The sequence below is a fragment of the Streptomyces sp. NPDC057877 genome, from assembly GCF_042796855.1.
Classification (GTDB): Bacteria; Actinomycetota; Actinomycetes; order Streptomycetales; family Streptomycetaceae; genus Streptomyces.
Genome location: NZ_JBHVMS010000003.1, coordinates 584,592 through 610,548, shown reverse-complemented (window position 1 = coordinate 610,548; position 25,957 = coordinate 584,592). Strand labels below are relative to the sequence as shown.

At 69.7% G+C, this 25,957-nt stretch carries 23 protein-coding genes and 1 riboswitch; of the genes, 11 read left to right on the top strand and 12 right to left on the bottom strand.

The features are described from left to right. Positions 1-99 precede the first annotated feature (99 nt). The 4 genes from cydD to hisC all read right to left on the bottom strand — a co-directional run bounded on the left by cydD (position 100) and on the right by hisC (position 7,656). Entirely contained in the window at positions 100-3,624 is a 3,525-nt protein-coding gene (gene cydD / locus ACFVQG_RS10550) for a thiol reductant ABC exporter subunit CydD (RefSeq protein WP_383379208.1), read from the bottom strand. 12 nt (positions 3,625-3,636) lie between these two features. After that, positions 3,637-4,674 carry a cytochrome d ubiquinol oxidase subunit II gene (cydB, locus tag ACFVQG_RS10545; protein WP_383379205.1) on the bottom strand — a complete coding sequence of 346 codons (1,038 nt, stop codon included), beginning with the start codon at positions 4,672-4,674 and terminating at the stop codon, positions 3,637-3,639. Positions 4,675-4,694: 20 nt separating this feature from the next. Beyond that, positions 4,695-6,200 carry a cytochrome ubiquinol oxidase subunit I gene (locus ACFVQG_RS10540; protein WP_383379202.1) on the bottom strand — a complete coding sequence of 502 codons (1,506 nt, stop codon included), beginning with the start codon at positions 6,198-6,200 and terminating at the stop codon, positions 4,695-4,697. Between the two features lie 370 nt (positions 6,201-6,570). Further along, the gene (gene hisC / locus ACFVQG_RS10535; RefSeq protein WP_383379199.1) at positions 6,571-7,656 is read right to left on the bottom strand and encodes a histidinol-phosphate transaminase; all 1,086 of its coding nucleotides are present in this window, start codon (positions 7,654-7,656) and stop codon (positions 6,571-6,573) included. 431 nt (positions 7,657-8,087) lie between these two features. Between hisC and ACFVQG_RS10530 the strand changes: the two genes are divergently transcribed. From ACFVQG_RS10530 to ACFVQG_RS10520, 3 genes are all read left to right on the top strand, one after another. Beyond that, positions 8,088-9,203, top strand: coding sequence for a LacI family DNA-binding transcriptional regulator (locus tag ACFVQG_RS10530; protein ID WP_383379196.1), 1,116 nt, complete (start codon positions 8,088-8,090; stop codon positions 9,201-9,203). Positions 9,204-9,539: 336 nt separating this feature from the next. Further along, positions 9,540-10,640, top strand: coding sequence for a metallophosphoesterase family protein (locus ACFVQG_RS10525; protein WP_383379193.1), 1,101 nt, complete (start codon positions 9,540-9,542; stop codon positions 10,638-10,640). 201 nt (positions 10,641-10,841) lie between these two features. Then, entirely contained in the window at positions 10,842-11,699 is an 858-nt protein-coding gene (locus tag ACFVQG_RS10520) for a hypothetical protein (protein WP_383379190.1), read from the top strand. Between the two features lie 91 nt (positions 11,700-11,790). Here ACFVQG_RS10520 and ACFVQG_RS10515 read toward each other — a convergent pair whose 3' ends face one another. Next, positions 11,791-11,955 carry a thiamine biosynthesis protein ThiC gene (locus tag ACFVQG_RS10515; RefSeq protein WP_383379813.1) on the bottom strand — a complete coding sequence of 55 codons (165 nt, stop codon included), beginning with the start codon at positions 11,953-11,955 and terminating at the stop codon, positions 11,791-11,793. Between the two features lie 154 nt (positions 11,956-12,109). Here ACFVQG_RS10515 and ACFVQG_RS10510 point away from each other — a divergent pair, with 154 nt between their 5' ends. After that, a complete protein-coding gene (locus ACFVQG_RS10510; RefSeq protein WP_383379187.1) occupies positions 12,110-12,595 on the top strand; it encodes a hypothetical protein in 486 nt (161 codons plus the stop codon). Between the two features lie 45 nt (positions 12,596-12,640). Here ACFVQG_RS10510 and thiC read toward each other — a convergent pair whose 3' ends face one another. Beyond that, complete coding sequence (thiC, locus tag ACFVQG_RS10505) at positions 12,641-14,452, bottom strand: phosphomethylpyrimidine synthase ThiC (protein ID WP_383379184.1); 1,812 nt, start codon at positions 14,450-14,452, stop codon at positions 12,641-12,643. Continuing rightward, a riboswitch (TPP riboswitch) is annotated at positions 14,445-14,635 on the bottom strand. (Overlaps the previous gene by 8 nt.) 71 nt (positions 14,636-14,706) lie before the next feature. On the opposite strand from thiC, the gene ACFVQG_RS10500 reads away from it, so the two are divergent. After that, a complete protein-coding gene (locus ACFVQG_RS10500; RefSeq protein WP_383379181.1) occupies positions 14,707-16,524 on the top strand; it encodes a YibE/F family protein in 1,818 nt (605 codons plus the stop codon). Positions 16,525-16,635: 111 nt separating this feature from the next. Here the strand turns inward: ACFVQG_RS10500 and ACFVQG_RS10495 are convergent, their stop codons facing one another. The 4 genes from ACFVQG_RS10495 to ACFVQG_RS10480 form a co-directional block, all read right to left on the bottom strand. Next, entirely contained in the window at positions 16,636-17,079 is a 444-nt protein-coding gene (locus ACFVQG_RS10495) for an SsgA family sporulation/cell division regulator (protein WP_383379178.1), read from the bottom strand. Between the two features lie 98 nt (positions 17,080-17,177). Further along, positions 17,178-17,912: an IclR family transcriptional regulator gene (locus ACFVQG_RS10490; RefSeq protein WP_383379768.1), complete on the bottom strand. Its 735-nt coding sequence runs from the start codon at positions 17,910-17,912 to the stop codon at positions 17,178-17,180. 542 nt (positions 17,913-18,454) lie between these two features. Then, the gene (locus tag ACFVQG_RS10485; RefSeq protein ID WP_381610272.1) at positions 18,455-18,667 is read right to left on the bottom strand and encodes a DUF5326 family protein; all 213 of its coding nucleotides are present in this window, start codon (positions 18,665-18,667) and stop codon (positions 18,455-18,457) included. Positions 18,668-18,845: 178 nt separating this feature from the next. Beyond that, positions 18,846-19,163: a cupin domain-containing protein gene (locus ACFVQG_RS10480; protein WP_383379174.1), complete on the bottom strand. Its 318-nt coding sequence runs from the start codon at positions 19,161-19,163 to the stop codon at positions 18,846-18,848. Positions 19,164-19,222: 59 nt separating this feature from the next. Between ACFVQG_RS10480 and ACFVQG_RS10475 the strand changes: the two genes are divergently transcribed. The 5 genes from ACFVQG_RS10475 (at position 19,223) to ACFVQG_RS10455 (ending at position 23,017) form a co-directional block, all read left to right on the top strand. Next, positions 19,223-19,600 carry a phage holin family protein gene (locus tag ACFVQG_RS10475; RefSeq protein ID WP_383379171.1) on the top strand — a complete coding sequence of 126 codons (378 nt, stop codon included), beginning with the start codon at positions 19,223-19,225 and terminating at the stop codon, positions 19,598-19,600. A gap of 4 nt (positions 19,601-19,604) precedes the next feature. Beyond that, on the top strand, positions 19,605-20,099 hold the full coding sequence (locus tag ACFVQG_RS10470) for a low molecular weight protein-tyrosine-phosphatase (protein WP_383379168.1): 495 nt from the start codon (positions 19,605-19,607) through the stop codon (positions 20,097-20,099). After that, positions 20,096-21,292 carry a cystathionine gamma-lyase gene (locus ACFVQG_RS10465; protein ID WP_383379165.1) on the top strand — a complete coding sequence of 399 codons (1,197 nt, stop codon included), beginning with the start codon at positions 20,096-20,098 and terminating at the stop codon, positions 21,290-21,292. The genes ACFVQG_RS10470 and ACFVQG_RS10465 overlap by 4 nt, the downstream gene beginning before the upstream one ends. 237 nt (positions 21,293-21,529) lie before the next feature. Next, complete coding sequence (locus ACFVQG_RS10460) at positions 21,530-22,435, top strand: LysR family transcriptional regulator (RefSeq protein WP_383379162.1); 906 nt, start codon at positions 21,530-21,532, stop codon at positions 22,433-22,435. A gap of 99 nt (positions 22,436-22,534) precedes the next feature. Then, positions 22,535-23,017: an NUDIX domain-containing protein gene (locus tag ACFVQG_RS10455; protein WP_383379159.1), complete on the top strand. Its 483-nt coding sequence runs from the start codon at positions 22,535-22,537 to the stop codon at positions 23,015-23,017. A 17-nt stretch (positions 23,018-23,034) separates the two neighbouring features. Here the strand turns inward: ACFVQG_RS10455 and ACFVQG_RS10450 are convergent, their stop codons facing one another. Next, positions 23,035-24,213 carry a globin domain-containing protein gene (locus ACFVQG_RS10450; protein ID WP_383379156.1) on the bottom strand — a complete coding sequence of 393 codons (1,179 nt, stop codon included), beginning with the start codon at positions 24,211-24,213 and terminating at the stop codon, positions 23,035-23,037. A 343-nt stretch (positions 24,214-24,556) separates the two neighbouring features. Between ACFVQG_RS10450 and ACFVQG_RS10445 the strand changes: the two genes are divergently transcribed. Further along, entirely contained in the window at positions 24,557-25,423 is an 867-nt protein-coding gene (locus ACFVQG_RS10445) for a GNAT family N-acetyltransferase (protein ID WP_383379153.1), read from the top strand. A 66-nt stretch (positions 25,424-25,489) separates the two neighbouring features. Here the strand turns inward: ACFVQG_RS10445 and ACFVQG_RS10440 are convergent, their stop codons facing one another. Next, on the bottom strand, positions 25,490-25,909 hold the full coding sequence (locus ACFVQG_RS10440) for a heme-binding protein (RefSeq protein WP_383379150.1): 420 nt from the start codon (positions 25,907-25,909) through the stop codon (positions 25,490-25,492). Between the last annotated feature and the right edge of the window lie 48 nt (positions 25,910-25,957).

Below are 25,957 nucleotides of genomic sequence, written 5' to 3'. Positions count from 1 at the left end.
GGCCCCGCGAGGCGCCCCGGGTCTCGTTCAAGTCGTACGCCCGGGGGACGGCCGGTCCCGGATGGCCCAGTCGTACGACCGAACGCCACGGGCGCGCCGTCATCCCACGCCGACCAACAGCTCCGACTCCGCCTCCCGCGCCGCCATCTCCCGCAGCGGCCCCTCGACGGCGGCCAGCTCCGCGTACGTACCGCGCTGCACCACCCGTCCGCCGTCCAGCACGATCACCTCGTCCACGGCCTCGAGACCGGCCAGCCGATGGGTGATGAGCAGCGTCGTACGGCCCTCCGTGGCCGCCAGCAGATCCGTCGTCAGCGCGTCGGCGGTCGGCAGGTCGAGATGCTCCGCGGGCTCGTCGAGGACGAGCACGGGGAAGTCGGCGAGCAGCGCCCTGGCCAGCGCCAGCCGCTGCCGCTGCCCCCCGGACAGCCGCGCCCCGTGCTCGCCCACCAGCGTGTCCAGGCCGTCCGGCAGACCGTCGGCCCAGTCCAGCAGCCGGGCCCGCGCGAGCGCGTCGCGCAGCTCAGCCTCGCTCGCGCCCTTCTTCGCCAGCAGCAGGTTCTCGCGCACCGAGCTGTCGAACAGGTGCGCGTCCTGCGCGCACAGCCCGACCAGCCGCCGTACGTCATCGCCGTCGAGGCCGTACGCGTCCACACCGCCCAGCGTGTACGAACCCGCGCGAGCGTCCAGGAACCGCAGCAGCACCTGCGCCAGCGTCGACTTGCCCGACCCGGACGGTCCGACCACCGCGACCCGGCGCCCTTGCGTCAGCCGCAGGTCGGCCCCGGCGAGCGCGTCCCGGTCCTGCCCGGCGTGCCGGGCGGTCAGGTCCCGGAGCACGAGCGGGAACGGCGACACGGGCGCCTGCCGAGGCTGTTCCGGCTCCCGCACCGGCTCGGGGGCGTCCAGCACCTCGTACACGCGCTCGGCGCTCTTGCGCACGCGCTGCCGGAACTGCACCGCGAGCGGCATCCCGAGGACACCCTCGAAGGCGGCCAGCGGGGTGAGGACCACGACGGCCATCGCCACACCGGTCAGCCGCCCGTCCGCGACCGCCCGCGCACCGACCAGGGCAGCGGCGGCGACGGTCAGACCGCAGATCAGGGCGGTGAGCCCGGCGCCCAGCGCGGTGGCGGTGGCCGTGCGGGAGGTGATCCGGGTCAGCCTGCCGTCGGCCTGCCGTACCTCGGCGCCGCGCGCGGGCAGCGCACCGGCGACGGTCAGTTCGGCGGTGCCGGTGAGCAGATCGGTCACCCGGGTCGCCAGCACCCCGCGGGCGGGCGCCAGCCTGCGCTCGGCGCGCCGTGCCACGGCGCCGGTGAGGAGCGGGACACCGACACCGGCCGCCAGCAGCCCGGCCGCCAGTACCGCACCGGCCTCGGGCAGCAGCCACGCCGTGAAGCCGACGGTGGCGGCCGACACCAGCGCCGCGGCCCCGGCGGGCAGCAGCCAGCGCAGCCAGTAGTCCTGGAGCGCGTCCACATCGGCGACGAGCCGCGAGAGCAGATCGCCCCGGCGGGTACGACGCAGTCCGGCGGGCGCCAGCCGTTCCAGCCGCCGGTACACGGCCACCCGGGTGTCGGCCAGCATCCGCAGCACGGCGTCGTGCGACACCAGCCGCTCGGCGTACCGGAACACCGCCCGCCCGATGCCGAAGGCACGGGTCGCCGTCACCGCCATCATCAGATAGAGCACGGGCGGCTGCTGCGAGGCCCGCGAGATCAGATAGCCGGAGACCGCCATCAGCCCGACGGCGCTGGCCAGCGCGAGGCTGGCGAGCAGCAGCGCGAGGGCGAGCCGTCCGTGCCGGGCCCGGGACATCGCGCGGACGCGGGCGAGCACACCGGCGGTGCGCTCGGTCTCCATGGCCTCCTCGGCCGGGTCGCCGGTCGGCTCCGCCTCGATCGGGAGGGCCTCGGGCGCCGTTTCCCGGTCGGTGGGCGCCGGGGATGCACCCGTTCCGGTCGGCGCTGTGGCCGGTCCGATGGGCGCCGTCACCTCCGTCAGCCGGACCACGCGGTCCGCGACCTCGAGCAGCGCGGGCCGGTGCACCACCAGCAGTACGGTCCGCCCGGCCGCGAGTCGCCGTACCGCCGCCACGACCTCCGCCTCGGTCGCCCCGTCCAGCGCGGCCGTCGGCTCGTCGAGAAGCAGTACGGGCCGGTCGGCGAGGAACGCCCGGGCCAGCGCCAGCCGCTGCCGCTGCCCGGCGGACAGCCCGGTGCCGTCCTCACCGAGCACGGTTTCGACGCCCTGCGGCAGCGCGTCCACGAACTCCAGCGCCCCCGCGTCCGCGAGGGCCCGTCGTACGGCGTCGTCGGCCGCGTCGGGCCGGGCCAGCCGTACGTTCTCGGCGATCGTCCCGGCGTACAGGTGGGGCCGCTGCGGCACCCAGGCGATGCGCGAGCGCCACTGCTCCAGGTCGAGGTCGGCGAGGTCGGTGCCGCCGACGCGCACCTGTCCGCCGGTCGGGGGCACAAAGCCCAGGAGTACGTTCAGCAACGTGGACTTCCCCGCGCCGCTGGGGCCGACGAGGGCCACCGTCTCGCCGGGCGCCACGGTGAACGACGCCCCGGAGACCGCGTCGGTGGTCCGTCCGGGGTAGCGGACGGTCACCTGCTCGAAGGCGAGTTGCCCGCCCGGCACCGGGCGGCTCCCCGATTCCGGGACCGGGGTCTCCAGCACCGAGAAGATCTCCTCGGCGGCCGAGAGGCCCTCCGCCGCCGCGTGGTACTGCGCGCCCACCTGCCGCAGCGGCAGATACGCCTCGGGCGCCAGGATCAGGACGACCAGGCCGGTGTAGAGGTCCATCTCGCCGTGGACGAGCCCCATGCCGATGGTGACCGCCACCAGTGCGACCGAGATGGTGGCGAGCAGTTCCAGGGCGAAGGACGACAGGAAGGCGATCCGCAGGGTCCGCATCGTCGCCTGCCGGTACTCACCGGTGATGCGCTTGATCGACTCGGCCTGGGCCTTCGCCCGCCCGAACACCTTCAGGGTCGGCAGTCCGGCCACCACGTCCAGGAAGTGCCCGGACAGCCGGGACAGCAGCCGCCACTGGCGGTCCGTACGGGACTGGGTGGCCCAGCCGATCAGCGCCATGAAGAGGGGGATGAGGGGCAGGGTCACCACGATGATCGCGGCGGACACCCAGTCCTCGGTGACGATCCGCGCCAGCACCGCCACGGGCACCACCACCGCGAGCCCCAACTGCGGCAGATAGCGCGAGAAGTAGTCGTCGAGGGCGTCGACACCCCGGGTGGCGAGTGCCACCAGCGATCCGGTCCGCTGTCCGCTCAGCCAGCCGGGGCCGAGCCGTACGGCCCGCTCCAGCAGCCGCCCGCGCAGCTCGGACTTCACCGCCGCGCTCGCCCGGTGCGCGGCGAGTTCGGTGAGCCAGGCCACCAGGCCCCGGCCACCGGCGACGGCGGCCAGGAGCAACAGGGGAGTGCGGAGTTCGGCGACCGACATCCCGTGCTGGAACGCGCCGACCACCGTCTCGGCGATGAGCATCGCCTGAGCGATGACGAGCACCGCTCCCACCACGCCCAGGCCGACCACGGCCATCAGGAACAGCCGGGTGGCGCGGGCGTGGTGCAGCAGACGCGGATCGATTGGTTTCACGTGAAACACACCTCAGTGGGTGACTTCGGATGCGATGTGCTGTGTTTCGGGTGACTCGGGTGCGATGTGCTGGGTGCCGATCCGCTTGCGGAACACCCAGTACGTCCACGACTGGTAGAGCAGGACCACCGGAGTGGCGATGCCCGCGCACCAGGTCATGATCTTCAGGGTGTAGGCGCTAGAGGAGGCGTTGGTGACGGTGAGGCTCCACTCCTCGTTCAGCGAGGACGGCATCACGTTCGGGAAGAGCGTGAGGAAGAGCATCGCGACCGCGGCCACGATGGTCAGCCCCGAGAACATGAACGCCCATCCCTCGCGCCCGGCCCGGGTCGCACCCAGCGCCGCCACCAGCGCCACCACGGCCACGACCAGCGCCGCCAGCGAGGCCGCGTCACCGTTGTCGGCCTGGGTCCAGACCAGGAACACCAGCGCCAGGGCGGCGGTCACGACCCCGACCTGAAGCGCCAGCTTCCGCGCCCGCTCCCGGATGTCGCCGACGGTCTTCAGCCCGACGAACACGGTCCCGTGGAAGGTGAACAGCGTCAGCGTCACCAGGCCGCCCAGCAGCGCGTACGGGTTGAGCAGATCCCAGAAGTCGCCCACGTACTCCAGGTCCCGGTCGATCTTCACGCCGCGCACGATGTTGCCGAAGGCGACACCCCACAGGAACGCGGGGATCAGCGAGGTCCAGAAGATCGCTGTCTCCCAGTTGCGCTGCCAGTGCTCCTCGGTGCGCTTGGCCCGGTACTCGAAGGCGACACCACGGACGATCAGACAGACCAGGATGACCAGCAGCGGCAGATAGAAGCCGGAGAAGAGGGTGGCGTACCACTCGGGGAAGGCCGCGAAGGTGGCGCCACCGGCGGTGAGCAGCCAGACCTCGTTGCCGTCCCAGACGGGCCCGATCGTGTTGATCAGCACCCGCTTCTCGGCCCGGTCGCGGGCCAGCAGCCGGGTGAGGACGCCGACTCCGAAGTCAAAGCCCTCCAGGAAGAAGTAGCCGATCCACAGGACGGCGATCAGGACGAACCAGACGTCGTGCAGTTCCATGACTGTGCAGCTCCCTCGGCCTAGTACGAGAAGGCCATCGGCTTGTCGGCGTCACGGACGTCGCCGCCGATCTTCGTGGGCGGGTTGAGGTCGGCCTCCGTGAGCTGGGGCGGTCCGGCCTTGACGTACTTCACCAGCAGCTTGACCTCGATCACGGCGAGGATCGCGTAGAGCGCGGTGAAGACGATCATCGAGGTGAGGACCTCGGCCTGGGAGACACCGGGGGAGACCGCGTCGCGGGTCTGGAACAGCCCGTAGACGACCCAGGGCTGACGGCCCATCTCGGTGAAGATCCAGCCCCAGGAGTTGGCGATCAGCGGGAAGGCCATCGTCCACAGGGCCAGCAGCCAGTACAGCCGGGTGAGCCGGGAGCCGAGCGGCTTCTTCAGCAGCACCAGATGCGGCACCTCGTCGTCCCCGGTCCGCATCGCGGCGGGCAGCAGGAACTTCTTCCGCGTGAGCCACAGCCCCAGCATCCCGAGGGTCAGGGACGCCATGCCGAAGCCGATCATCCAGCGGAAGCCCCAGTAGGCGACGGGGACGATGGGCTTGTAGTCACCGGGGCCGAACTGCTCCTGAAGGGCCTCGTTGGTGTCGTTGATGCCCGGCACATAGGTGTCGAAGTCGTTGTGCGCCAGGAAGGACAGCAGTCCGGGTATCTCCAGGGCGACCTTGTTGTGCCCCTCGTCGACATCGCCGTAGGCGAAGATCGAGAAGGGCGCCGGGCCCTCGCCGTCCCACAGCGCCTCGGCCGCGGCCATCTTCATCGGCTGCTGCTCGTACATGATCTTGCCAAGGTGGTCGCCGCTGACCGCGGTGAGCAGACCGCCGAGGGTCAGGGTGACCAGGCCCAGGCGGAGCGAGGTGCGCATCACCGGTATGTGCTTCTTGCGCAGCAGGTGGAAGGCCGCGATGCCCACCATGAAGGCGCCGCCGGTGAGGAAGGCCGCCGAGAGGGTGTGGAAGACCTGGGCGATGGTGGTGTTCTGGGTGAGGACCAGCCAGAAGTCGGTGAGTTCGGCGCGGCCCTTCTCCTCGTTGAACCGGAAGCCGACGGGGTGCTGCATCCAGGAGTTGGCCGCCAGGATGAAGTACGCCGACAGCACCGTGCCGATGGACACCATCCACATGCAGGCGGCGTGGATCTTCTTGGGCAGCTTGTCCCAGCCGAAGATCCACAGACCGATGAAGGTGGACTCGAAGAAGAAGGCGAGAAGCGCCTCGAAGGCGAGGGGAGCACCGAAGACATCACCGACGAACCGTGAGTAGTCGGACCAGTTCATGCCGAACTGGAACTCCTGCACGATGCCGGTGACGACACCCATCGCGATATTGATCAGAAAAAGCTTTCCCCAGAACTTGGTCGCCTGGAGGTACTTCTCCTTGCCCGTGCGCACCCACGCGGTCTCCAGTCCTGCCGTGAGGGCGGCGAGGGAGATCGTCAGTGGAACGAACAGGAAGTGGTAGACGGTGGTGATACCGAACTGCCATCGCGCCAGTGTCTCCGGCGCCAAAGCCAATTCCACGTCGTCACTCTCCTTACCTCGCCGTGGGAACCGCGGCGACTTGCCCCTTTTGTCACGCACACCGACGGAGCAACCGGGACACGCTTGTGAACGCGTTCACATTCACAAGCAATTATGACGCATGGCCGTTCGACCGCTGAGAGGCGGGGGGTACTCAAGCCGAGCCGACGGTCCCGGGCGGGTGTGGCCTGTCCGGCCCATGACAGGACGAAGGGCTCGCGGGGCGACGTGATGCCGCCGCGCGAGCCCGGTGCCAAACGTGTGCTGGAGAGCGCTCGTGCCCTGCAGCTCCTTGCGGAAAGCCCTACAGCTCTGCGCGGAAAGCGCTTCAGCTCTGCGCAGAAAGCCCTACATCTCTGCGCGAAAAGCCCTACATCTCTTTGCGGAACCCTTCCGTCACCTTCAGGAAGATGTCGTTCGCCTCGGCCTCGCCGATCGTCACCCGCACCCCTTCACCCGGGAACGGCCGCACCACCACGCCCGCCTGCTCGCACGCCGCCGCGAAGGCCGTCGTACGCTCCCCCAGCCGCAGCCACACGAAGTTGGCCTGCGTCTCGGGCACCGTCCAGCCCTGCGCGCGCAGCCCTTCGGTCACACGGTTGCGCTCGCACACCACCAAGCCGACCCGGCCGAGCAGCTCGTCCTCGGCCCGCAGCGAGGCGATCGCCGCCTCCTGCGCCAGCGCGGTCACCCCGAACGGCACCGCCGTCTTCCGCAGCGCCGCCGCGACGGGCTCATGGGCGATGGCGAAGCCGACCCGCAGTCCGGCGAGGCCGTACGCCTTGGAGAAGGTCCGCAGCACACAGACGTTGGGCCGGTCGCGGTACAGCTCGACACCGTCCGGCACCTCGGGATCACGGATGAACTCGCGGTACGCCTCGTCCAGCACCACCAGCACATCACCGGGCACCCGGTCCAGGAAGCGCTCCAGCTCGGCCCGTCGTACGACGGTGCTGGTGGGGTTGTTCGGGTTGCAGACGAAAACCAGCCGGGTGCGGTCGGTGATCGCGTCCGCCATGGCGTCCAGGTCGTGCACATCACCCGGCGTCAGCGGCACCTGCACGGAGGTGGCGCCACTGATCTGCGTGATGATCGGGTACGCCTCGAAGGAGCGCCAGGCGTAGATCACCTCGTCGCCCGGGCCGGAGGTCGCCTGGATCAGCTGCTGGGCGACACCGACCGAACCGGTGCCGGTGGCCAGATGCGAGACGGGCACACCGAACCGATCCGACAGCTCGTCCATCAGCGCCGTGCAGAACATGTCCGGGTAGCGGTTGAAGGAGGCCGCCGCCGCGGTCACGCTCTCCAGCACGCCGGGCAGCGGCGGATACGGGTTCTCGTTGGAGGACAGCTTGTAGGCCACGGGCCCGTCGGCGCCGGCCGCCGCGGGCCTGCCCGGCTTGTAGCTGGGAATACCCTCCAGCTGGGCGCGCAGCTTGGGGCTCGTCTCGCTCACCGCAGTCCTCCTCGCGACCACCGGCGACGCCTGACACCGCCGGCTTCCAATACTCCTCACCTTATGAGGATTCGGCGCCACTGCGTACAGGTCGGAGCCGACCTCGCCCGCCCCGCGGGGCCGCGCCGGGGTGAGGTCCGCATGAAGGTGCATGAAGGCGTACGAACCGGGGGGCGCGCCCTGCATATATCTATGCGCCGGTGGCTCACGCCGTGGCGCGCATCACCCGTGAAGGTGAGTTGAGACCTCTTCGAAACATCGACTGCTTGGCAGGCCGGTACGCGCCGACAAGTCACCTCCTGCTGTGAAGTGGCCGAACTCCCTCGCTTTCCAAGGGGATTGAGCCACAACGACCATGCAGAAACGTGCCTGTCAACGGGTGCATATGCGTCCGCACTACCCCACCTCATGAGCCCTACTATCGGCTCGCCATGACAGCAGCAGGGAAGCACCAGGTGAGCCGCGCGGAAACCTCACGTCGAGGCAGCCGGCCGGGCCGGGCGGGCATCAGAGACGTGGCCGCCGCCGCCGGAGTCTCCATCACGACCGTCTCCGACGCCCTCAACGGCAAGGGCCGGCTCCCGGACGCCACCCGCCGCCATGTCCGCGAGGTCGCCGACCGGCTGGGGTACCGTCCCTCGGCCGCCGCCCGCACACTCCGTACCGGCAAGTCCGGTCTGATCGGCCTGACCGTGACGACGTACGGGGATGAACCTTTCACCTTCACCGAGTTCGCGTACTTCGCCGAAATGGCACGCGCCGCCACCTCCGCCGCGCTCGCCCGTGGCTACGCGCTCGTCATCCTCCCCGCGACCTCACGCCACGACGTGTGGTCGAACGTCGCCCTGGACGGCACGGTCGTCATCGACCCCTCCGACCAGGACCCGGTGGTCAGCGAACTGGTCCGGCAGGGTTTACCGGTCGTCTCCGACGGCCGCCCGGCCGGGGCGCTCCCGGTCACGGCCTGGGTCGACAACGACCACGAGGCGGCCGTACTCGGCATCCTCGACCACCTGGCCGACGCGGGCGCCCGTCGCATCGGCCTGCTGACCGGCACGACCACCGACACCTACACCCACCTGTCCACCACGGCCTACCTGCGCTGGTGCGAACGCGTCGGCCAGGACCCGGTCTACGAGGCCTACCCCGCCCATGACCCGTGCGCGGGCGCCGTGGCCGCCGACCGGCTGCTCGCCCGCCCGGACCGGCCCGACGCCGTCTACGGCCTGTTCGACCCGAACGGCACCGATCTGCTCGCCGCCGCCCGTCGTTACGGCCTGCGCGTACCGGACGACCTGCTTCTGGTCTGTTGCAGCGAGTCCACCGTCTACGCCAACACCGAACCGCCCATCACCACGCTCTCCCTGAAGCCCCGCCGGATCGGCACGGCCGTGGTGCAGCTCCTCATCGACGCCATCGAGGGCGTCGAGTCGGACCAGCCGGTGGAGCAGGTGATACCGACGGAGCTGATCGTGCGGACGTCGTCCCAGCGACGGCCGTCCCGTACGACCGTCAGTCCGCCGCGGTCGCCTGAGAAGGGGGAGTAGGGGGCTGTCGGCCGAGGGTAGGAGCGGGGTCTGTCGCGGGCTGGGGACCTGACCCGTCGGCCCCGTCAAGGCGTACGACCGGGTCGGGCGCCGGACGTGTTCGCGCCGCGTGTCACATCCACCACTGTCGCCCCTCCCTCCTCCGGGTGGCCCATGAGTGGCCACCCGCCCGGAGAAAGTCCAGGCCAATCGGGGCGAAAGCCGCGTTGAACTGGACTCTTGCTCCGATTCACCACCCCTGGGTCATCACATGGCACGATCCGCATTCCTATGATGGGCCCACGACACCGCGGGCCGCTGCGACCAGGCAGTCCGAAGCGGTGCAGCTGCGGCGCGATGGTGGAGGGGTCGATGACTCAGGGGGCCGGTCAGGGACCCGAGGTGGAGCGGACGGCGACACTGCGGGACTTCCGAGTGCCCGCGTACGTCCACCAGACCGGTCCGTACCCCCAGGGTGCCCACCCCGACGAGGCCGCGGCCGGTCCCGTCACCGAGCCGGTGAACTACCCGGCCGAGTACACGCCCACCCAGCGCGACCTGCCCGTCATCAACCGGGGTGACACGCTTCAGGTGACCGTCGACCCCGCGCCCGCCCCGGCCGCGCCGCCCGGCGCCGGGCCGGGCCCCCTGTATGTCGTCGGGGACGTGCACGGCTATCTCGACGAGCTGCTGGCGGCCCTGCGGGAGAAGGGCCTGATCGACGCCGCCGGACAGTGGTGCGCGGGCACCGCCCGGCTGTGGTTCCTCGGCGACTTCACCGACCGCGGCCCGGACGGCATCGGCGTGATCGACCTCGTGATGCGGCTGTCCGCCGAGGCCGCCGCCGCGGGCGGCTACTGCAAGGCCCTGATGGGCAACCACGAGCTGCTGCTGATCGGCGCCAAGCGGTTCGGCGACACCCCCGTCAACTCCGGCGCGGGCACCGCCACCTTCCAGGCGGCCTGGCTGCTCAACGGCGGCCAGAAGACCGACATGGACCGCCTCCAGGACCACCATCTGCAGTGGATGGCCCGCCTCGACGCGGTCGAGGAGGTCGAAGGCCATCTGCTCGTCCACTCCGACACCACCGCCTATCTCGACTACGGCCGCTCCATCGAGGAAGTCAACGACACCGTCCGCGAGACCCTCACCCGCAATGACGCGGACGAGGTCTGGGACCTCTTCCGCAAGTTCACCAAGCGGTTCTCCTTCCGCGACGAGGGCGGCGCCGACGCCGTGCGCTCCCTGCTCGATACGTACGGCGGCACCCGGATCGTTCACGGCCACAGCCCCATTCCCTATCTGCTCGGCGAAGTCGGCTCCGAGGACGGCGAGGACAACGGCGGTCCCGTGGTCGAAGGGCCGCATGTCTACGCAGACGGCCTGGCCATCGCCATGGACGGCGGGGTGACCATGGCCGGAAAGCTACTGGTCCAGCAACTTCCGCTGGATATGTGAGCATTCCTCGGGCAGGCACCCCCGACGGAGGACGACCGGAGACCGCGCAGGCCGCACCAGGCCAGGGCCCAATTTCTGCAAACCCCCTGTCACCGCGCGCCGTCACCGCTCTACCATCGGCTTATCCGTAGCAGGCTCCCCTCCGTTTCTGCCCGACGGCTCGTCAGCGTGCGAGCCCCAAGCCCTACGGAGCATCGGGGGATGCACATGAACAGCGTTCCGCAGCACCTGCTCAGTGAGGACCGCCAGGACTACGAGCGGATCCTCGATGAGGCGCTGCGCTCCGCACCACACCGCCCGGAACTGGCCGCTGTCGGACAGCGGCTCAACCCCGAACAACTGCGCACCATGGCACTGGGCGCTTCCGCGCTCATCACGGCGGCCGCGGCCACCGAGTACCAGCACTATGTGAAGGTCCGAGAGGAGCTGCGCCAACCGGCGCCGCCCAGCTCGTCATCCGTACGCGAATCCGGCTCCCCGGAACCGGGTCACGGCGCGATGGGTCTCGCCGCCACCATGGGGGAGGTCGCCGAGACCGCCGGAGCGGGGGCTGTCGCCGTCATCGCGGTCCTGGCCCCCGTACTCGCCGGAACCGCCGCGGCGATCTTCCTGCTCGTCGGTTACGTCCTGAAGATGCTGGACCCCGGACCGGAGATCGCCCAGTCCATGGTCACCACCGGCTGGGTGTTCGGCGCCGTCACCGCGGTCGCGATCCTGGTCGCCGCCGTCGGACTGCTCCTCACCGCCCTGCGCAACCGGCCCGCCCTCGAGGCGGGACCGTACGCGGAACTGAACGAGGAGGTCGCCCAGGCCAGGGAAGCCTGGCACGAGGCCCTGCTGGAACGCGGCATCGTCCCCTTCCTGCGGGAGGCCCTCATCGAGCCCGACCCGGCCGTGCACCGCACTACCCGGTCGGCCTCGGCCGGTCGCATGCCCCACCTGGGCTACGACCGGCCCGGTTTCACCAGCCCCAGTGACGGCCGGGGCTCCCGCCCCAGCTACACCAGCCCGGACTACACCAGCCCCGACTTCGGCGGCCCGGAGCACAAGCCGGAGTAGTCCACGCACCTGAACGGCAGCGCCCTGAGCGGCAGCCGCGCTCCCCCGCAGCGAACGGCGGGGAGAGCACGGCGCCGTGCGCCTCGCGCCGTCAGTCCGCGAGGGGCGGATACACCCGGTTCCCCGCGGCGACGAACTCCTTCGACTTCTCGGCCATGCCCTGCTCGATCTCCGTCTGTGTCCCGCCGTGCTCGTGGCGGATGTCCTGGGAGATCTTCATCGACGACAGCAGTACTCCGGAGATGGCTGTGTTCATTCTCTCGTGCTGCCCGGCCCACGGTAGTTGAGCGATTGCCTTCCAACCTGACCGATCTTGACTCGGCCTCCTGTCCGGTGTGGAGAATCGTTCTCGGGGGTGGTCAGCGATGCGGACGCGGGTGATCAGACGGCCCGTGTATGCGTGGCTGCCCGTGACCGGCGCGATCGTTAGCTATGCCCTCGCCTCTGTGGTCATGGGGCCACTGGACGAAGAACCACCAGCGGCAGTACTGCTCGGTGGCATGGCGATCTTCCTCTGGGCGCTCGGGTGGGACTCCGCGATCCGCATCACCGCCGACCGCGTGGCCGTCACCAACTTCCTCCTGACCTCGACCGTTGTCTGGAACGATGTCGCGCAGGTGACGGTCGACGATGGTTTGACCATCACCCTGAACGATGGGCGCACCCTCGGCTCGGTCGCCTTCGGCAGTTCGCTCTTGGGGGCGTTCACCGGATACCGGACCCACCAAAGAGCCTTTCGGCTGCTTGCGGAGGCGCACCTCACGGCGTCCCAGGCCCACCACGGCGAGAGCGACAGCCCGGTCCGGGTCGACGTGACGTTCGAGTGGAGACGACTCCTGCGTGCCCTGGTGGCGGTTTACGGCCCACTCCTCATCATCTGGGCACTGTCGAGGTGAGCGCACGGCGCTGCCCTGCGATGCGGGACAGCGCCTGACCGCACATCAATCCGCGAGTGGCAGGTACACCCTGTTCCCGCTGGCCGCGAACTCCTTCGACTTCTGGAGCATCCCCTCCGCGATCTCCTCCTGAGAGGCCCCCTCGGCCGCCGCACCACCGAACCGCTCTGTGATGCTTTGGCTGATCTTCATCGAGCAGAACTTGGGCCCGCACATCGAGCAGAAGTGCGCCGTCTTGGCGGGCTCGGCCGGGAGGGTCTCGTCGTGGAACTCGCGTGCCGTGTCCGGGTCGAGGGCCAGGTTGAACTGGTCCTCCCACCGGAACTCGAACCGGGCGTCGGACAGCGCGTCATCCCACTCCTGTGCACCTGGGTGCCCCTTGGCGAGGTCGGCTGCGTGGGCGGCGATCTTGTAGGTGATGACGCCGGTCTTGACGTCGTCACGGTTGGGTAGGCCCAGGTGTTCCTTGGGCGTGACATAGCAGAGCATGGCCGTGCCCCACCAGGCGATCATCGCGGCACCGATGCCGGAGGTGATGTGGTCGTACGCAGGCGCGACGTCCGTCGTCAGCGGGCCGAGCGTATAGAACGGAGCTTCATCACAGATCTCCTGCTGAAGGTCGATGTTCTCCTTGATCTTGTGCATCGGGACATGGCCCGGGCCCTCGATCATGGTCTGTACGTTGAAACGCTTGGCGATCGTGTTGAGTTCCCCGAGCGTCCGCAACTCCGCGAACTGCGCCTCGTCGTTGGCGTCCGCGATGGAGCCCGGCCGCAGGCCGTCACCGAGGGAGTAGGTGACGTCGTAGGCGGCGAGGATCTCGCAGAGTTCCTCGAAGTTCTCGTACAGGAAGCTCTCCTTGTGGTGCGCCAGGCACCAGGCGGCCATGATCGAGCCGCCGCGGGAGACGATGCCGGTCTTGCGGTTCGCCGTCAGCGGGACGTAGGGCAGCCGCACGCCCGCGTGGACCGTCATGTAGTCCACGCCCTGCTCGGCCTGTTCGATGACCGTGTCCTTGTAGATCTCCCAGGTCAGTTCCTCGGCCCGGCCGTCGACCTTCTCCAGGGCCTGGTAGAGCGGCACCGTGCCGATGGGAACGGGGGAGTTGCGCAGCACCCACTCGCGGGTGGTGTGGATGTTGCGGCCGGTGGACAGGTCCATGACCGTGTCGGCGCCCCAGCGGGTCGCCCAGGTCATCTTCTCGACCTCCTCCTCGATGGAGGAGGTCACCGCCGAGTTGCCGATGTTGGCGTTGACCTTCACCAGGAACCGCTTGCCGATGATCATCGGCTCGATCTCGGGGTGGTTGACGTTCGCGGGCAGCACGGCCCGGCCCGCCGCGATCTCCTCACGGACCACCTCGGCGGAGACGTTCTCGCGGAGGGCCACGTACTCCATCTCCGGCGTGATCTCGCCCCGGCGGGCATACGCGAGCTGAGTGACCGCGTTCCCGTCGCGGCCACGGCGCGGCTGCCGCGGTCGGCCGGGGAAGACCGCGTCGAGATTGCGCAGACCGCCGCGCGGCGAGGTGTGCTTGATGCCGTCGTCCTCGGGACGGACCGGGCGACCCGCGTACTCCTCGGTGTCGCCGCGGGCGATGATCCAGTTCTCCCGCAGCGGCGGCAGGCCCCTGCGGACGTCGGTGTCGACCAGTGGATCGGTGTACGGGCCCGATGTGTCGTACAACGTCACTGATTGCCCGTTGGTGAGATGCACCTGACGGACCGGCACCTGTATGTCAGGGCGGGAGCCCCCGACATACGCCTTGTGCCAGCCGATGGACTTCCCGGCCTCGGCAGGCTCCGTGTCGCTGGAGAGCTGCTTGGAGGCAGGCGTGCGTACGTCCTTGTTGGCCATGAGACCTACTCCCTACGCCGGCATTACCCGGTAACAGGTTCGGCGGTCGACGCAGCGGTTTCCGTCCATGGATGCTTCGTGTGAAACATCACTCGCCTCGAGTTGATGTTTCATGTGAAACATCGCTGGGACGGAGGTCAGCGCCCTCTCAGCCCGGTGCTCCGAGCTCCCGCGTGTACAAAGGTGACTCCACGCTAGCGTCAATTCGGGCGCGGTGAACAGAGGGCCCCTGCCGTTCTTGCGATGATCGGTCGGTGACCACGACGCATCATCCTCCGTTCCCGCCGCCCGAACCACCTCGCGGATCCGGTCCCGGCACCGGCCCTGGAACCGGCAACGGGCCTGGTCAGGCGGGCGGTTCGGCGCGGCCCGGCGCGACTGCTCGCGGCGGGCCCGGAGCCGGTGGCGGGGCCGGACACGGACCCGGGTTCGGCGGCGCGGGCGGTCACGGGCCCGGAGGTGGGCACGGGGCGCCCGGGGGCCATGGGGCCGGGGGTGCGGCTGGTGGCAATGGCGGGCTCGGATCCGGAGGACATGGCGGCCATGGTGGCCAGGGCGGCCAGGGCGGCCAGGGCGGCGGGCCTGGTGGGTACGGCGGCGACGGAGCGGGAGGGCAAGGAAGCCACGGGGGCCAGGGCGGTCACGGCGGTCACGGCGGTCACGGCGGTCACGGCGGTCACGGCAACGGTGGTGGGCACGGCAGCCGCGGAGACGGTGGTGGGCACGGCGGCCACGGAGACGGTGGTGAACACGGCGGCGGTGGGCACGGGCACTCGCACAGTCATGGCCCCGCCGCCCCCGTCTCCAAGCACCTGCGCAAGGTGATCGCGGCCGTCCTCATCCCGTTCGCCGCCGCGGTCGTGGTCGGGCTCGCCGTGTTGTGGCCCGGCGGCGCCCCGCCGCACGAGCGCACCGGGGTCGGCTTCGACCGGCAGACCCAGCAGGCCACGGTCACCAAGGTCGAGAGCGTGAGCTGTTCCTCGGTGAACGGCTCGGCTCCCCCGCCGACTGGCGACACCTCCACCGCCGAGGGGTCCTCCGCGCAGCAACAGGCGCAGGGCACCTGCAAGAGGGCGACGATCCGGATCGACACCGGCAAGGACAGCGGCCGGACGTTCACCGAGATCGTGCAGCCGGACCAGTCACGGCAGTTGCACGAGGGCCAGGAGGTCGTCGTCGCCTACGAGCCCTCGGCGCCGGAGGACCTGCAGTACTCGGTGACCGACGTGAACCGCAGGCTTCCCCTGGCCATGCTCGCCGGGATCTTCGCGGTCGTCGTCGTGGTCGTCGGGCGGCTGCGGGGTGTCATGTCGCTGATCGCGCTGGCCACCAGCTTCCTGGTGCTGAACTTCTTCATCCTGCCCGCGATCCTCCAGGGCTCGAACCCGCTGCTCGTGGCGGTCATCGGGTCGAGCGCCATCATGCTGATGGCGCTGTATCTGTGCCACGGGCTGTCGGCGCGTACGTCCGTGGCGGTGCTCGGCACCCTGATCTCGCTGCTGCTGATCGGCGTCCTCGGCTCGCTGTTCATCGACTGGGCCGCGCTCACCGGCAACACCGATGACAACACCGGTCTGATCCACGGCCTGTATCCGGAGATCGACATGAGCGGTCTGCTGCTCGCCGGTGTCATCATCGGGTCGCTCGGTGTCCTGGACGATGTGACGGTCACCCAGACGTCGGCGGTCTGGGAGCTGCACGAGGCGAATCCGACGATGGGCTGGCGAGGCCTGTACCGCGCGGGCATCCGGATCGGCCGCGACCACATCGCGTCCGTGGTCAACACACTCGTCCTCGCCTACGCCGGTGCCGCGCTGCCGTTGCTGCTCCTCTTCTCGATCGCGCAGAGCAGCGTGGGCACGGTCGCCAACAGCGAGCTGGTCGCGGAGGAGATCGTGCGCACGCTGGTGGGCTCGATCGGCCTGGTGGCGTCGGTACCGGTCACCACGGCCCTGGCGGCCCTGGTGGTCGCGGCCGACCGTTCGGGTCCAGGGCCGGTCCCGGAAGCCGTACCGGCCGGGAACCGCCCGGCTCCGGTGCTCGGCGGCAGGGGACGCCGTCGGAAGCGCTGACGCGGGCGGAAGGGGGGACGTGGGCCAGGCGCACCATGCCGCCCGCCCCTGAAGAAGCGTTTCTACGTCCCCGTCAGGCGAAGCGTTACGCCACCTGCCTGGCGTAACGCTTCACCCCGCTCCCTGGTCCGCCAGGATGCGGTCCAGCGCCTCGTCGAGATGCGCGTCGAAGTCTCCGAGCGCACCCTCCTGGCCCAACGGGACCAGTTTGTCGGTGCGGTCGAGGAAGGCCACCAGAGGTGCCGACGACGACCGGAACAGGGCGTGGTCGGCGCCCACCTGGAGTCGGATCAGTACCTCCCCCAGCGCCTCGGGTTCGACCGGCGTGACCCGCACATCGCCCTCGCCGCACGGCCGACCGACCCCGTCGATCAGCAGCTCCCGCCCGAACGCCCAGGTCACCGGCGCGTCACCGGGCAAGTGAAAGGTCAGCCGCACGGCATAGGGATCACAGGTCTCATAGCTCAGCTCCACCGGGATGCGGAAAGAGAGCTCCTCGGAGACGAGAAAGCTCATCATGACCTCTGCCTGAACCGCCTGTACGGACTCGCGCATCGCCTACCCCGTCATTTGCCGTCGACTGGCCGGGAAAGTACCCCTGACACTGGCTGCATCTTGCTGAACGTACACACCAGATCACAAGGAGTGAGTTTTCAGATACTGATAGAGATCGCAAGCGAGCCGAGCAGCTGCCCGATCTCGTCCTGCAACCGCCGGACAGCGGGCAGCAGCCGGTCGGTCTGATGGGCCGGGAGGGAGATCGCCATCGTCGCGGCAGTGGCACCCATGGTGATCGGAATCGCCGCGCACACCGTCCCGAGCGCGTACTCCTGCCGCTCGATCACCGGTTCCATTCGCCGCGTCCGCTCCAGCCGTCGTAGCAGGCTGTGGCTGTCGGGGACCGTGTACGGGGTGATTGACTCCACGGGGTAGCGGCCGAGGTGATCGCGGCGCGAGTCCTCGTCCAGCTGGGACAGCAGACACTGCCCGATGGCGTGTGCGTGCCCGGTCTCCCGGAAGTCGGCCCACTCCTCCACCGCCGGGGTGCCCGGGGACTCGGAGACGCACATGACCTCGATCTCGCCGTCGCGGTAGAGCGCGTAGTAGATGGGGACACCGATGGAATCCCGCCAATGTGCGAGCGCCTCGATGACGGTGCTGCGACGTTTCTGCTGTGCTCCGCTGCTGCTCAGCCGCTCGGCCGCCGCACCGAGGAAGAACAGCCCCTTCTCCCGGCGCAGATAGCCCTCGTGGGCGAGCGTGCGCAGTAGGTGGTACGTCGTGGGAAGGGCGATGCCGGTCTCGCGGGCCAGTTGCTTGGCGGGCGCGCCGTGCTCGTGTCCGGCGACGCACTCCAGGAGACGCATGGCGCGCTGTACGGAGCTGATGAGCGTGGTGGCGTTCGACGGCGCAGGCTCCTGCGCGGAGGACGGCGCGGGCGGCTGTGCGGAGGACCGCGTGGGCGGCTGTGCGGAGGAGCATCTCGGGGCTACGGCCGCGGCGGGCGCCGTCCGTTGCCGAGGGCTGGACGGGGCTCCGGACGGGGAGGGCTGCTCAGGGGGTCTGACGCGCAGTCCCGGGGTGGGGGCCGCGGTCAGGAGGGATGTGGGGGGTGCGTGGGCTTCTGTGTGGGCTGGGGCGGGTGCGGTGTCAACCGTGGCCAAGGGTCACTCCCGAAGCGGGAAAGGGCTGCCCGTGCGGGAAGACACGGGAGGGGGTGTGCGCCGCGCGCGGGGTCCTTCCCCGCGTGTGAGTTCTGGACTCTAACCGCCCGCTACCGCTCACAGGCCTCCTGCGCGGGAAACTTCCCCCTCGCGAGGGAACCCGCGCCACCCGTCACCGGTCACCCTGTCCACGCCGCCGCCACCAGCCGCCCTTCGGGGCTCCTCGGTGGCCGGGCGCCGCACCTCTCATGGGTCGCCCGGCCCGCTCACCAGTCGCCGCGTGACGAGGAGCTGGAGGTGAACTTCCGTACGACGTAGATGAGTCCACCGACCAGGGCCACGAAGACCAGCACCTTGAACAGCAGGCCGATCACAAAGCCGATGACGCTGGCTATCAGGCCGCCGAACACGACCAGGGCGATGACCGGCACCGCGATCCACTTCACCCACCACGGAAGTCCCGCGAAGATCTCTCGCATTGCCCTCGTCCTGTCTCTCCGCCCGTCGCAGTTGCCGGGGCCTGGTGACGGCCGGCACTTTCGTTGCCGACCCTTTTCTTGTCCTGCCTCGATGCTAGGACGCCAGGGGGCCCGAGCGGGGGCCTCGCACCCCTTGTCCTCCCCTGACCGATCCCCTAGGGAACCCGGAGGCCGCGGCTCATCCCTCGGGCGGTGAGAACACCACCAGGACCCTCAGGTCCTCGCTGATGTGGTGGAACTTGTGGGCCACTCCGGCCGGGACGTAGACGACGCTGCCGCGCGCCACCTGCGTGGTCTCCATGCCGACAGTGATCGCGGCACGGCCGCTGACGACGAAGTACACCTCGTCCTGGTTGTGCGGCTGCTGCGGGTCCTGGGCGCCCGCGTCCAGCGCGTACAGGCCGACGGACATGTTCCGCTCCCGCAGGAACTGAAGGTACGCACCGTCGTTGGCGGCGCGCTCCGCCTCCAGTTCGTCAAGCCGGAAAGCCTTCATTGTTTTCGTCGCCCTCACACCCGTGCTCGTAGCCGATCTCGTCTGCCACGATCAGACACATGATGAATTTCCTAGTCAAGACGATCGCCAACGCGGCTGCCCTGGCAGTCGCCGTGTGGCTGGTCGGCGACATCACACTGACCGGTGACAGCACCGGCAAGAAGATCGGCACCCTGCTTCTGGTCGCACTGATCTTCGGACTCGTCAACTTCCTGGTCAAGCCCGTCGTGAAGCTGTTGAGCCTGCCGCTGCTCATCCTGACGCTGGGCCTGTTCACGCTGGTCGTCAACGCACTGATGCTGCTGCTGACCTCATGGCTGGCCGACAAGCTCGACCTCAGCTTCCATGTGGAGGGCTTCTGGACCGCCGTCCTGGGCGGCCTGATCATTTCGATCGTCTCCTGGGCGCTGAACGTCGTCCTGCCTGACGGAGACTGAGGGCATGACCTACCGCGTCTGTTTCGTCTGCACCGGCAACATCTGCCGCTCCCCGATGGCCGAGTCCGTCTTTCGCGCGCGCGTGACGGAGGCCGGGCTCGACGACGTGATCGAGGCCGACAGCGCCGGGACGGGCGGCTGGCACGAGGGAGAGGGCGCCGATCCGCGCACGGTGGCCGTACTGGAGGAGCACGGCTACGCCGCGGAGCACACCGCACGCCAGTTTCACGCGTCCTGGTTCGCCCGTCTCGACCTCGTCATCGCCCTCGACTCCGGCCATCTGCGGGCCCTGCGCCGCCTCGCCCCCACCGAGCAGGACGCGGCCAAGGTGCGGCTGCTGCGTTCGTACGACCCCACCGCGGACACCGGCGACCTCGACGTACCGGACCCTTACTACGGGGGCAGGGAGGGCTTCGAGGAGTGCCTTGAGATGGTGGAGACGGCGAGCACGGGGCTGCTCGCCGCGGTACGCGAGCAAGTGGAGGGACGCGCGGCATGAGTGAGTCGAACAGCGGTACGGGGCAGCGCGACGACGGTGCACGCGCGCGTGCCGGTCATTCCGGGGCGGCATCGAGCGGTGACGGCACTCGCGCGGTGCGGGCCGGGCTGCCGGAGCCGGTGAAGTACGAGCCGACCCTGCCCGGACCGGTGTTCGCCGCGCACTTCCATCTGCCGGGCGATCCGACGGGCCCGTACACCTACGGCCGTGACGAGAACCCGACCTGGACCCGTCTCGAACAGGCGATCGGCGAGCTGGAGGCGCCGGGCGCGGACGGCGTCGAGACGCTGGTGTTCGCCTCCGGCATGGCCGCCATCTCCTCCGTCCTCTTCTCGCAGCTGCGCGCCGGGGACGCGGTCGTGCTGCCCGACGACGGCTATCAGGCACTGCCGCTGGTGCGCACACAGCTGGAGGCGTACGGCATCGAGGTGCGCACCGCGCCGACCGGCGGCGACGCCCAGCTCAACGTTCTCGACGGCGCCCGGTTGCTGTGGATCGAGACGCCGTCGAACCCCGGCCTCGATGTGTGCGACGTGCGACGGCTGGTCGAGGCGGCACACGCGCGTGGGGCCCTGGTCGCGGTCGACAACACGCTCGCGACGCCGCTCGGGCAGCGCCCGCTGGACCTCGGCGCCGACTTCTCCGTGGCCAGCGGCACCAAGCAGCTGACCGGGCACGGGGACATCCTTCTGGGGTACGTCGCCGGGCGCGACAGCGAGGCCATGGCCGCCGTACGCCGCTGGCGCAAGATCGTCGGGGCGATTCCCGGTCCCATGGAGGCGTGGCTCGCACACCGGTCGATCGCCACCCTCCAGCTGCGCGTGGACCGGCAGAACACCACCGCGCTCGCCGTCGCCGAGGCGCTGCGCGACTGGCCCGAGCCTCTCGCCGTGCGCTATCCGGGGCTGCCGAACGACCCCTCGCACAAGATCGCCTCGCAGCAGATGCTGCGCTACGGCTGCGTGGTGTCCTTCGCGCTGCCCACGCGCGCGCGTGCGGACCGTTTCCTCGAGGCGCTGCGGCTCGTGGACGACGCGACGAGCTTCGGTGGGGTGCGGTCCACGGCCGAGCGACGCGGTCGCTGGGGCGGGGACGCGGTGCCGGAGGGCTTCATCCGGCTGTCGGTGGGCGCCGAGGACCCCGAGGACCTGGTGGCCGATGTGCTGCGGGCGCTGGAGGAGTCGGCGAAGTGACCTCTGCCCCGACGACCGCAGGAGCGCCGGGTACGTAGAACGGACGGTCCGAGCCTCCCCCCTCGTGGCTCGGACCGCCCTCGGTTCCGCGCGCGAAGAACCGCGCGAACAAGGCTAGTTGACTCTGTGTCAGTGTCCAATCACAGTAGCGGCAGAGACCTATCGACTTATTTATAGTTGGGCCCTGCCCGGAGGACTGATCAGCTGAACAGGGCAGGGAGAAGGGGATGGCCCGCCATGGATCTGGCCTTACTGCGCACGTTCGTCACCGTGCACCGGGCCGGTTCCTTCACCCGCGCCGCCGCTCTGCTGGGCCTGTCCCAGCCCGCCGTCACCGCACAGATTCGCACTCTGGAACGACAACTCGGCCGCCCGCTGTTCCTACGACAGGCGCGGGGCGTCACCCCGACAATGATCGGCGACGAACTCGCCCACAAGGCGGCACCGCATCTCGACGCCCTGGTGGAGATCGCCGAGACCGGGCTCGATGACGACTCCTCCTTACGCACCCTGCATCTCGCCGGGCCACCGGAGTTCACCGCCGAGCGCGCGCTGCCCGCGCTCGTGGAGCTGACCGGTGACGACGGGCAGGGGTTCGCGCTGCGCGCGTCGTTCGGCAACGCGGAGGAGGCTCTGGAGGGGCTGTCCGCCGGACACCATGATCTGGCCATCAGTACGGCCCAGCCACGCGGCGCCCTGCTCACCGCGACCGCGCTCTGCGACGAGGAGCACGTCCTGGTCGCCGCCCCCCGCTGGCACAAGGAGATCGGCCCGGGAACGCTGCGCGGCAAGGGCGCGCTCGCCCTGGAGAACGTGCCCGTCGTCGAGGTGCATGAGTCGCTCCCCTTCGTCTCCCGTTACTGGGCCTCCGTCTTCGACTGCCGCCCCTCCGCCTCCGGGACCGTCATCGTGCCCGACCTGCGCGCCGTGCTCGCCTGCGCGAGCGCGGGCGCCGGGCTCGCGGTGCTGCCGCGGTATCTCTGCGCGTCCGCTCTCGAACGCGGTGATGTGGTCGCCCTCCATGAGCCCCCGGTGCCCCCGCTGCGCACGTATTTCCTGGTGGTGCGTACCGGGACGCTGGCCATGCCGCACATCGCGCGAGCCCATGAGTGGCTTCAGCGGGCCGCCACCGCCTGGGACTGACCAAGCTGCCGAGAAGCTCCCCGGAGTACTCGCTCCCTGAGCCCGCCCGGTGATCTTTCGCGATGTTTCACGTGGAACCAAGCGGGCCACATTTCTTCCATGACCGTCCGACCCGTGGTCAAGCGCACCGCCCGCGCCGTTCTGCTGGACGGTGGCGACCTGATCCTGATCAAGCGCACCAAGCCCGGTGTGGATCCCTACTGGGTCACTCCCGGTGGCGGAGTCGAACCGGGGGACACCACCGTCGTCGACGCCCTGCACCGCGAGGTGTACGAGGAACTCGGCGCCAAGATCACCGATGTCGTGCCCTGTTTCGTGGACACCGTCGAGCACATCGGCGAGGACGCCAGTGCGACCGGTGTAAAAGTGCAGCACTTCTTCGTCTGCCGACTGGAGTCCATGGACCCGGCCCTGCGCCACGGCCCCGAAGTGGACGAACCCGCGGGCGAGTACGAGATCGTACGAGTGCCGTTCACCCGCGTCGGAATCGCCTCCGTCCATCTCGTACCGCTGTCGCTACGGCACTACCTCGACGGCAATATTGAGGGCGTACGGGCGATGCACGCCCCCGACCTGGGCTGACACGCGAGGCGGGGGCATCAGCCAGCGGGTTCCTCGAGCGCGTCGTGGCGTATCCGCTCGGTCGGGACTCCGGCTGCCCTCAGGGCGTGCACACCGCTGCGGATCATGCCGGGCGGCCCGGAGAGATAGGCGTCGTACTCGTTCCAGGGGCCGAAGCCACGGAGGGCATCGGGGAGCTGGGCGCGCGCCCGCTGGTCGACGACCGCGCGGACCGCGAGCCAGGGGTGCGCCCGCTGGAGCCGGAGCATCGTGTCGATGTCGTACAGGTCATCGTCGGTGCGGGCGCCGTAGAACACCTCGACCGGTCGGCGCCTGCCATGTTCGGCGACATCCTCGACCAACGCCTTGATGGGGGCTATGCCGGTGCCACCGCCAAGGCAGAGCAGGCCGCTGCTGGTGGTGTGGTCCACGGTCATCGATCCGGTGGCTGGACCGAGGCGGATGATGTCGCCCGGACGGGCGCGGTGCACCAGGGCGTTGGAGACCCAGCCCGCGGGGACCGCCTTCACATGGAAGGTCAGCAGTCCGTCGGAGCGGGGCGCCGAGGCGAAGGAGTAGTGCCGCCATATGCGCGGCCACCAGGGGGTCTCCACACTGGTGTACTGCCCGGCCAGGAAGGGATAGGGCTGGTCGGGGCGGACGGTGACGACCGCCACGTCCGGCGTCCTGAGGTCGTGTGAGACGACTTCCGCGTACCACCAGGGCGGGGTCCGCACGGCGTCGGCCGCCGCGGCGTCGATCATCACCTGCGAGATCGTCGTGTACGCGCGGATCCAGGCGGCCTCCGTCTGCTCGTCCCAGACGGAGGCCGCGTAGCGGCTCAGCGCACCGATGAGACACTCGCCGACCACCGGATAGTGCTCGGGTCGGGTGCCGTACTTGCGGTGGCCCCGGCCCAGGTTCTGCAGGTAGCTCACGAGGGTGTCGGGGTGGTCGATGTGCTCGGCGGCAGTGAGCAGCGCCCTGAAGAGGCGGTCCCGCTGGGCGTCCATCGCGGCCGGGAACAGAGGGCGTAAGCCGGGGGCGCGTACGAAAAGCAGCGCGTAGAAGTAGGAGGTGACCTCGTCGGCCACTGGGGCTATCTCGTCCATGGTCCGGCGGACGAGGACGGCGTCCGGGGAGGGCTCGCGCGAGGTGAACCAGCCGCCCCCGCCGGAAGCGCCGTCGTCCGCCGACATGGTGGTCGGAGCGTCCATGGTCTGCCTCGCCTCGAAACGCGGCCGCATTCGGTCCATTCCCCTGGAACCGGAGTCGACCATACCGGCCACCGCCAGGCACACAAGTCACACCTTCCCCACGCGGTGATTGACCGAGGAGCGAACCATCAATTCCCCCCATTACCGGGCGCGTCATACCGATTCACGGGCATCTCACAGTTCCGGCCCACGACGGCCGGATGCCCGTCGTTCGCTGATGTTTCACGTGAAACACCTCGTACCTGCGCGAACGCTGTGTGCCCGGGTTCCGCACGGCCAAAAGCCCGTACCTCTCTTCCGAAACAGGTGGACGCCAACGGCATACGTTGACAGCCTGACCTGCGTGCCTACTCCTCCCCTCGCCGCTCTCCCCATCCGCCGACTGACGCTGCGCGATCTCCCCGCCTGCGCCGACTTGTCCGAGGACCGGGGGTGGCCGCGCGAGGAACACAAGTGGGGATTTCTCCTCACGGCCGGGAAGGGATATGGCATCGACGACCCCGACGGCGGCCTTGTCAGCGCATGTGTCGTCACGGAGTACGGGGTGCCGGACCGGCCCGACCTGGGTGCCATCGGCATGGTTCTGGTCGCCGAGCGCCATGCCCGCCAGGGCATCGGCCGCAGGCTCATGCGCCATGTCATCTCATCGATGAGTACGACTCCCCTGACGCTGCACGCGACGCCGCACGGCCGCCCGCTCTACGAGGAACTCGGCTTCAAGACCGTCGGCCGGGCGGAAATGGTGCGCGGACGCTTCACGGCCGGTGGGCCGGAGCCCGCGGTCGCCACGCGCCCCGCCACCGCCGAGGACCTCCCGGCGATTCTGCGGCTGGACACCCAGGCCTTCGGCCCGGATCGCACGCACATCATCACCCGGCTGCCCGCCTTCGCCGACCGGGTGCGGGTCGCCGTGGAGAACGGCGAGATCATCGGATACGCGGCCGCCTGGCCCAACATGGACACCCATGTGGTGGGCCCGCTGATCGCCCGGGACACCGAGACGGCGAAGGCGCTCATCGCCTCCCTCGCCGCCCACACCGACCGCCCTCTGCGCACCGACATCGATGTGCGGCACGAGGAGCTGCTGGCCTGGGTCAAGGAGCGCGGTCTGGTATCCGTCGCCTTCAACGCGGTCATGACCTACGGGACCGCGGAACTGCCCGGGGACTGGAGTCGGCGCTTCGCTCCACTGACGGTGGCCGCGGGCTGAACCGGGAAACGGGAACGCCGGTCCCCGCATCGGGAACCGGCGTTGCTCCGTGCTCGCGAGCCGCCGTCAGGCCAGCGCCTCGACAGCGGCCGTGGCGAAGACGTGATCCTGCTCGGGCGCCCCGCCGCCGACTCCGAGGGCGCCGACCAGACGACCGTCACGGTGGACGGGGATACCTCCCGCGATGAACAGCAGCGGCCGGTCGAGGGCGGTAGGCAGGGTGTGGAAGGGCCCGTCCGGCTTGACCGCGTCGACCAGTTCGGCGGTGGGGGCGTTGAGCTGCAGCGCGGTGTAGGCCTTGCGGGTGCTGGTCTCTCCGGAGATCAGCACGGCTCGGTCGTCGCGGCGGAAGGCGAGCAGATGACCACCGGCGTCCAGGACGGTCACGCTGACCGTGACGCCCGCGGCCTCGGCGGCGCGGTGGGCCGCGGTGACGAGGGTCTCGGCGTCCTGGGTGGTCAGCGGGGTGACGGTGGTGGTGCTCATGGGGGTGATCTCCTTGCGGGTGCTGAGCGTGACGTACAGGGGTGGCTC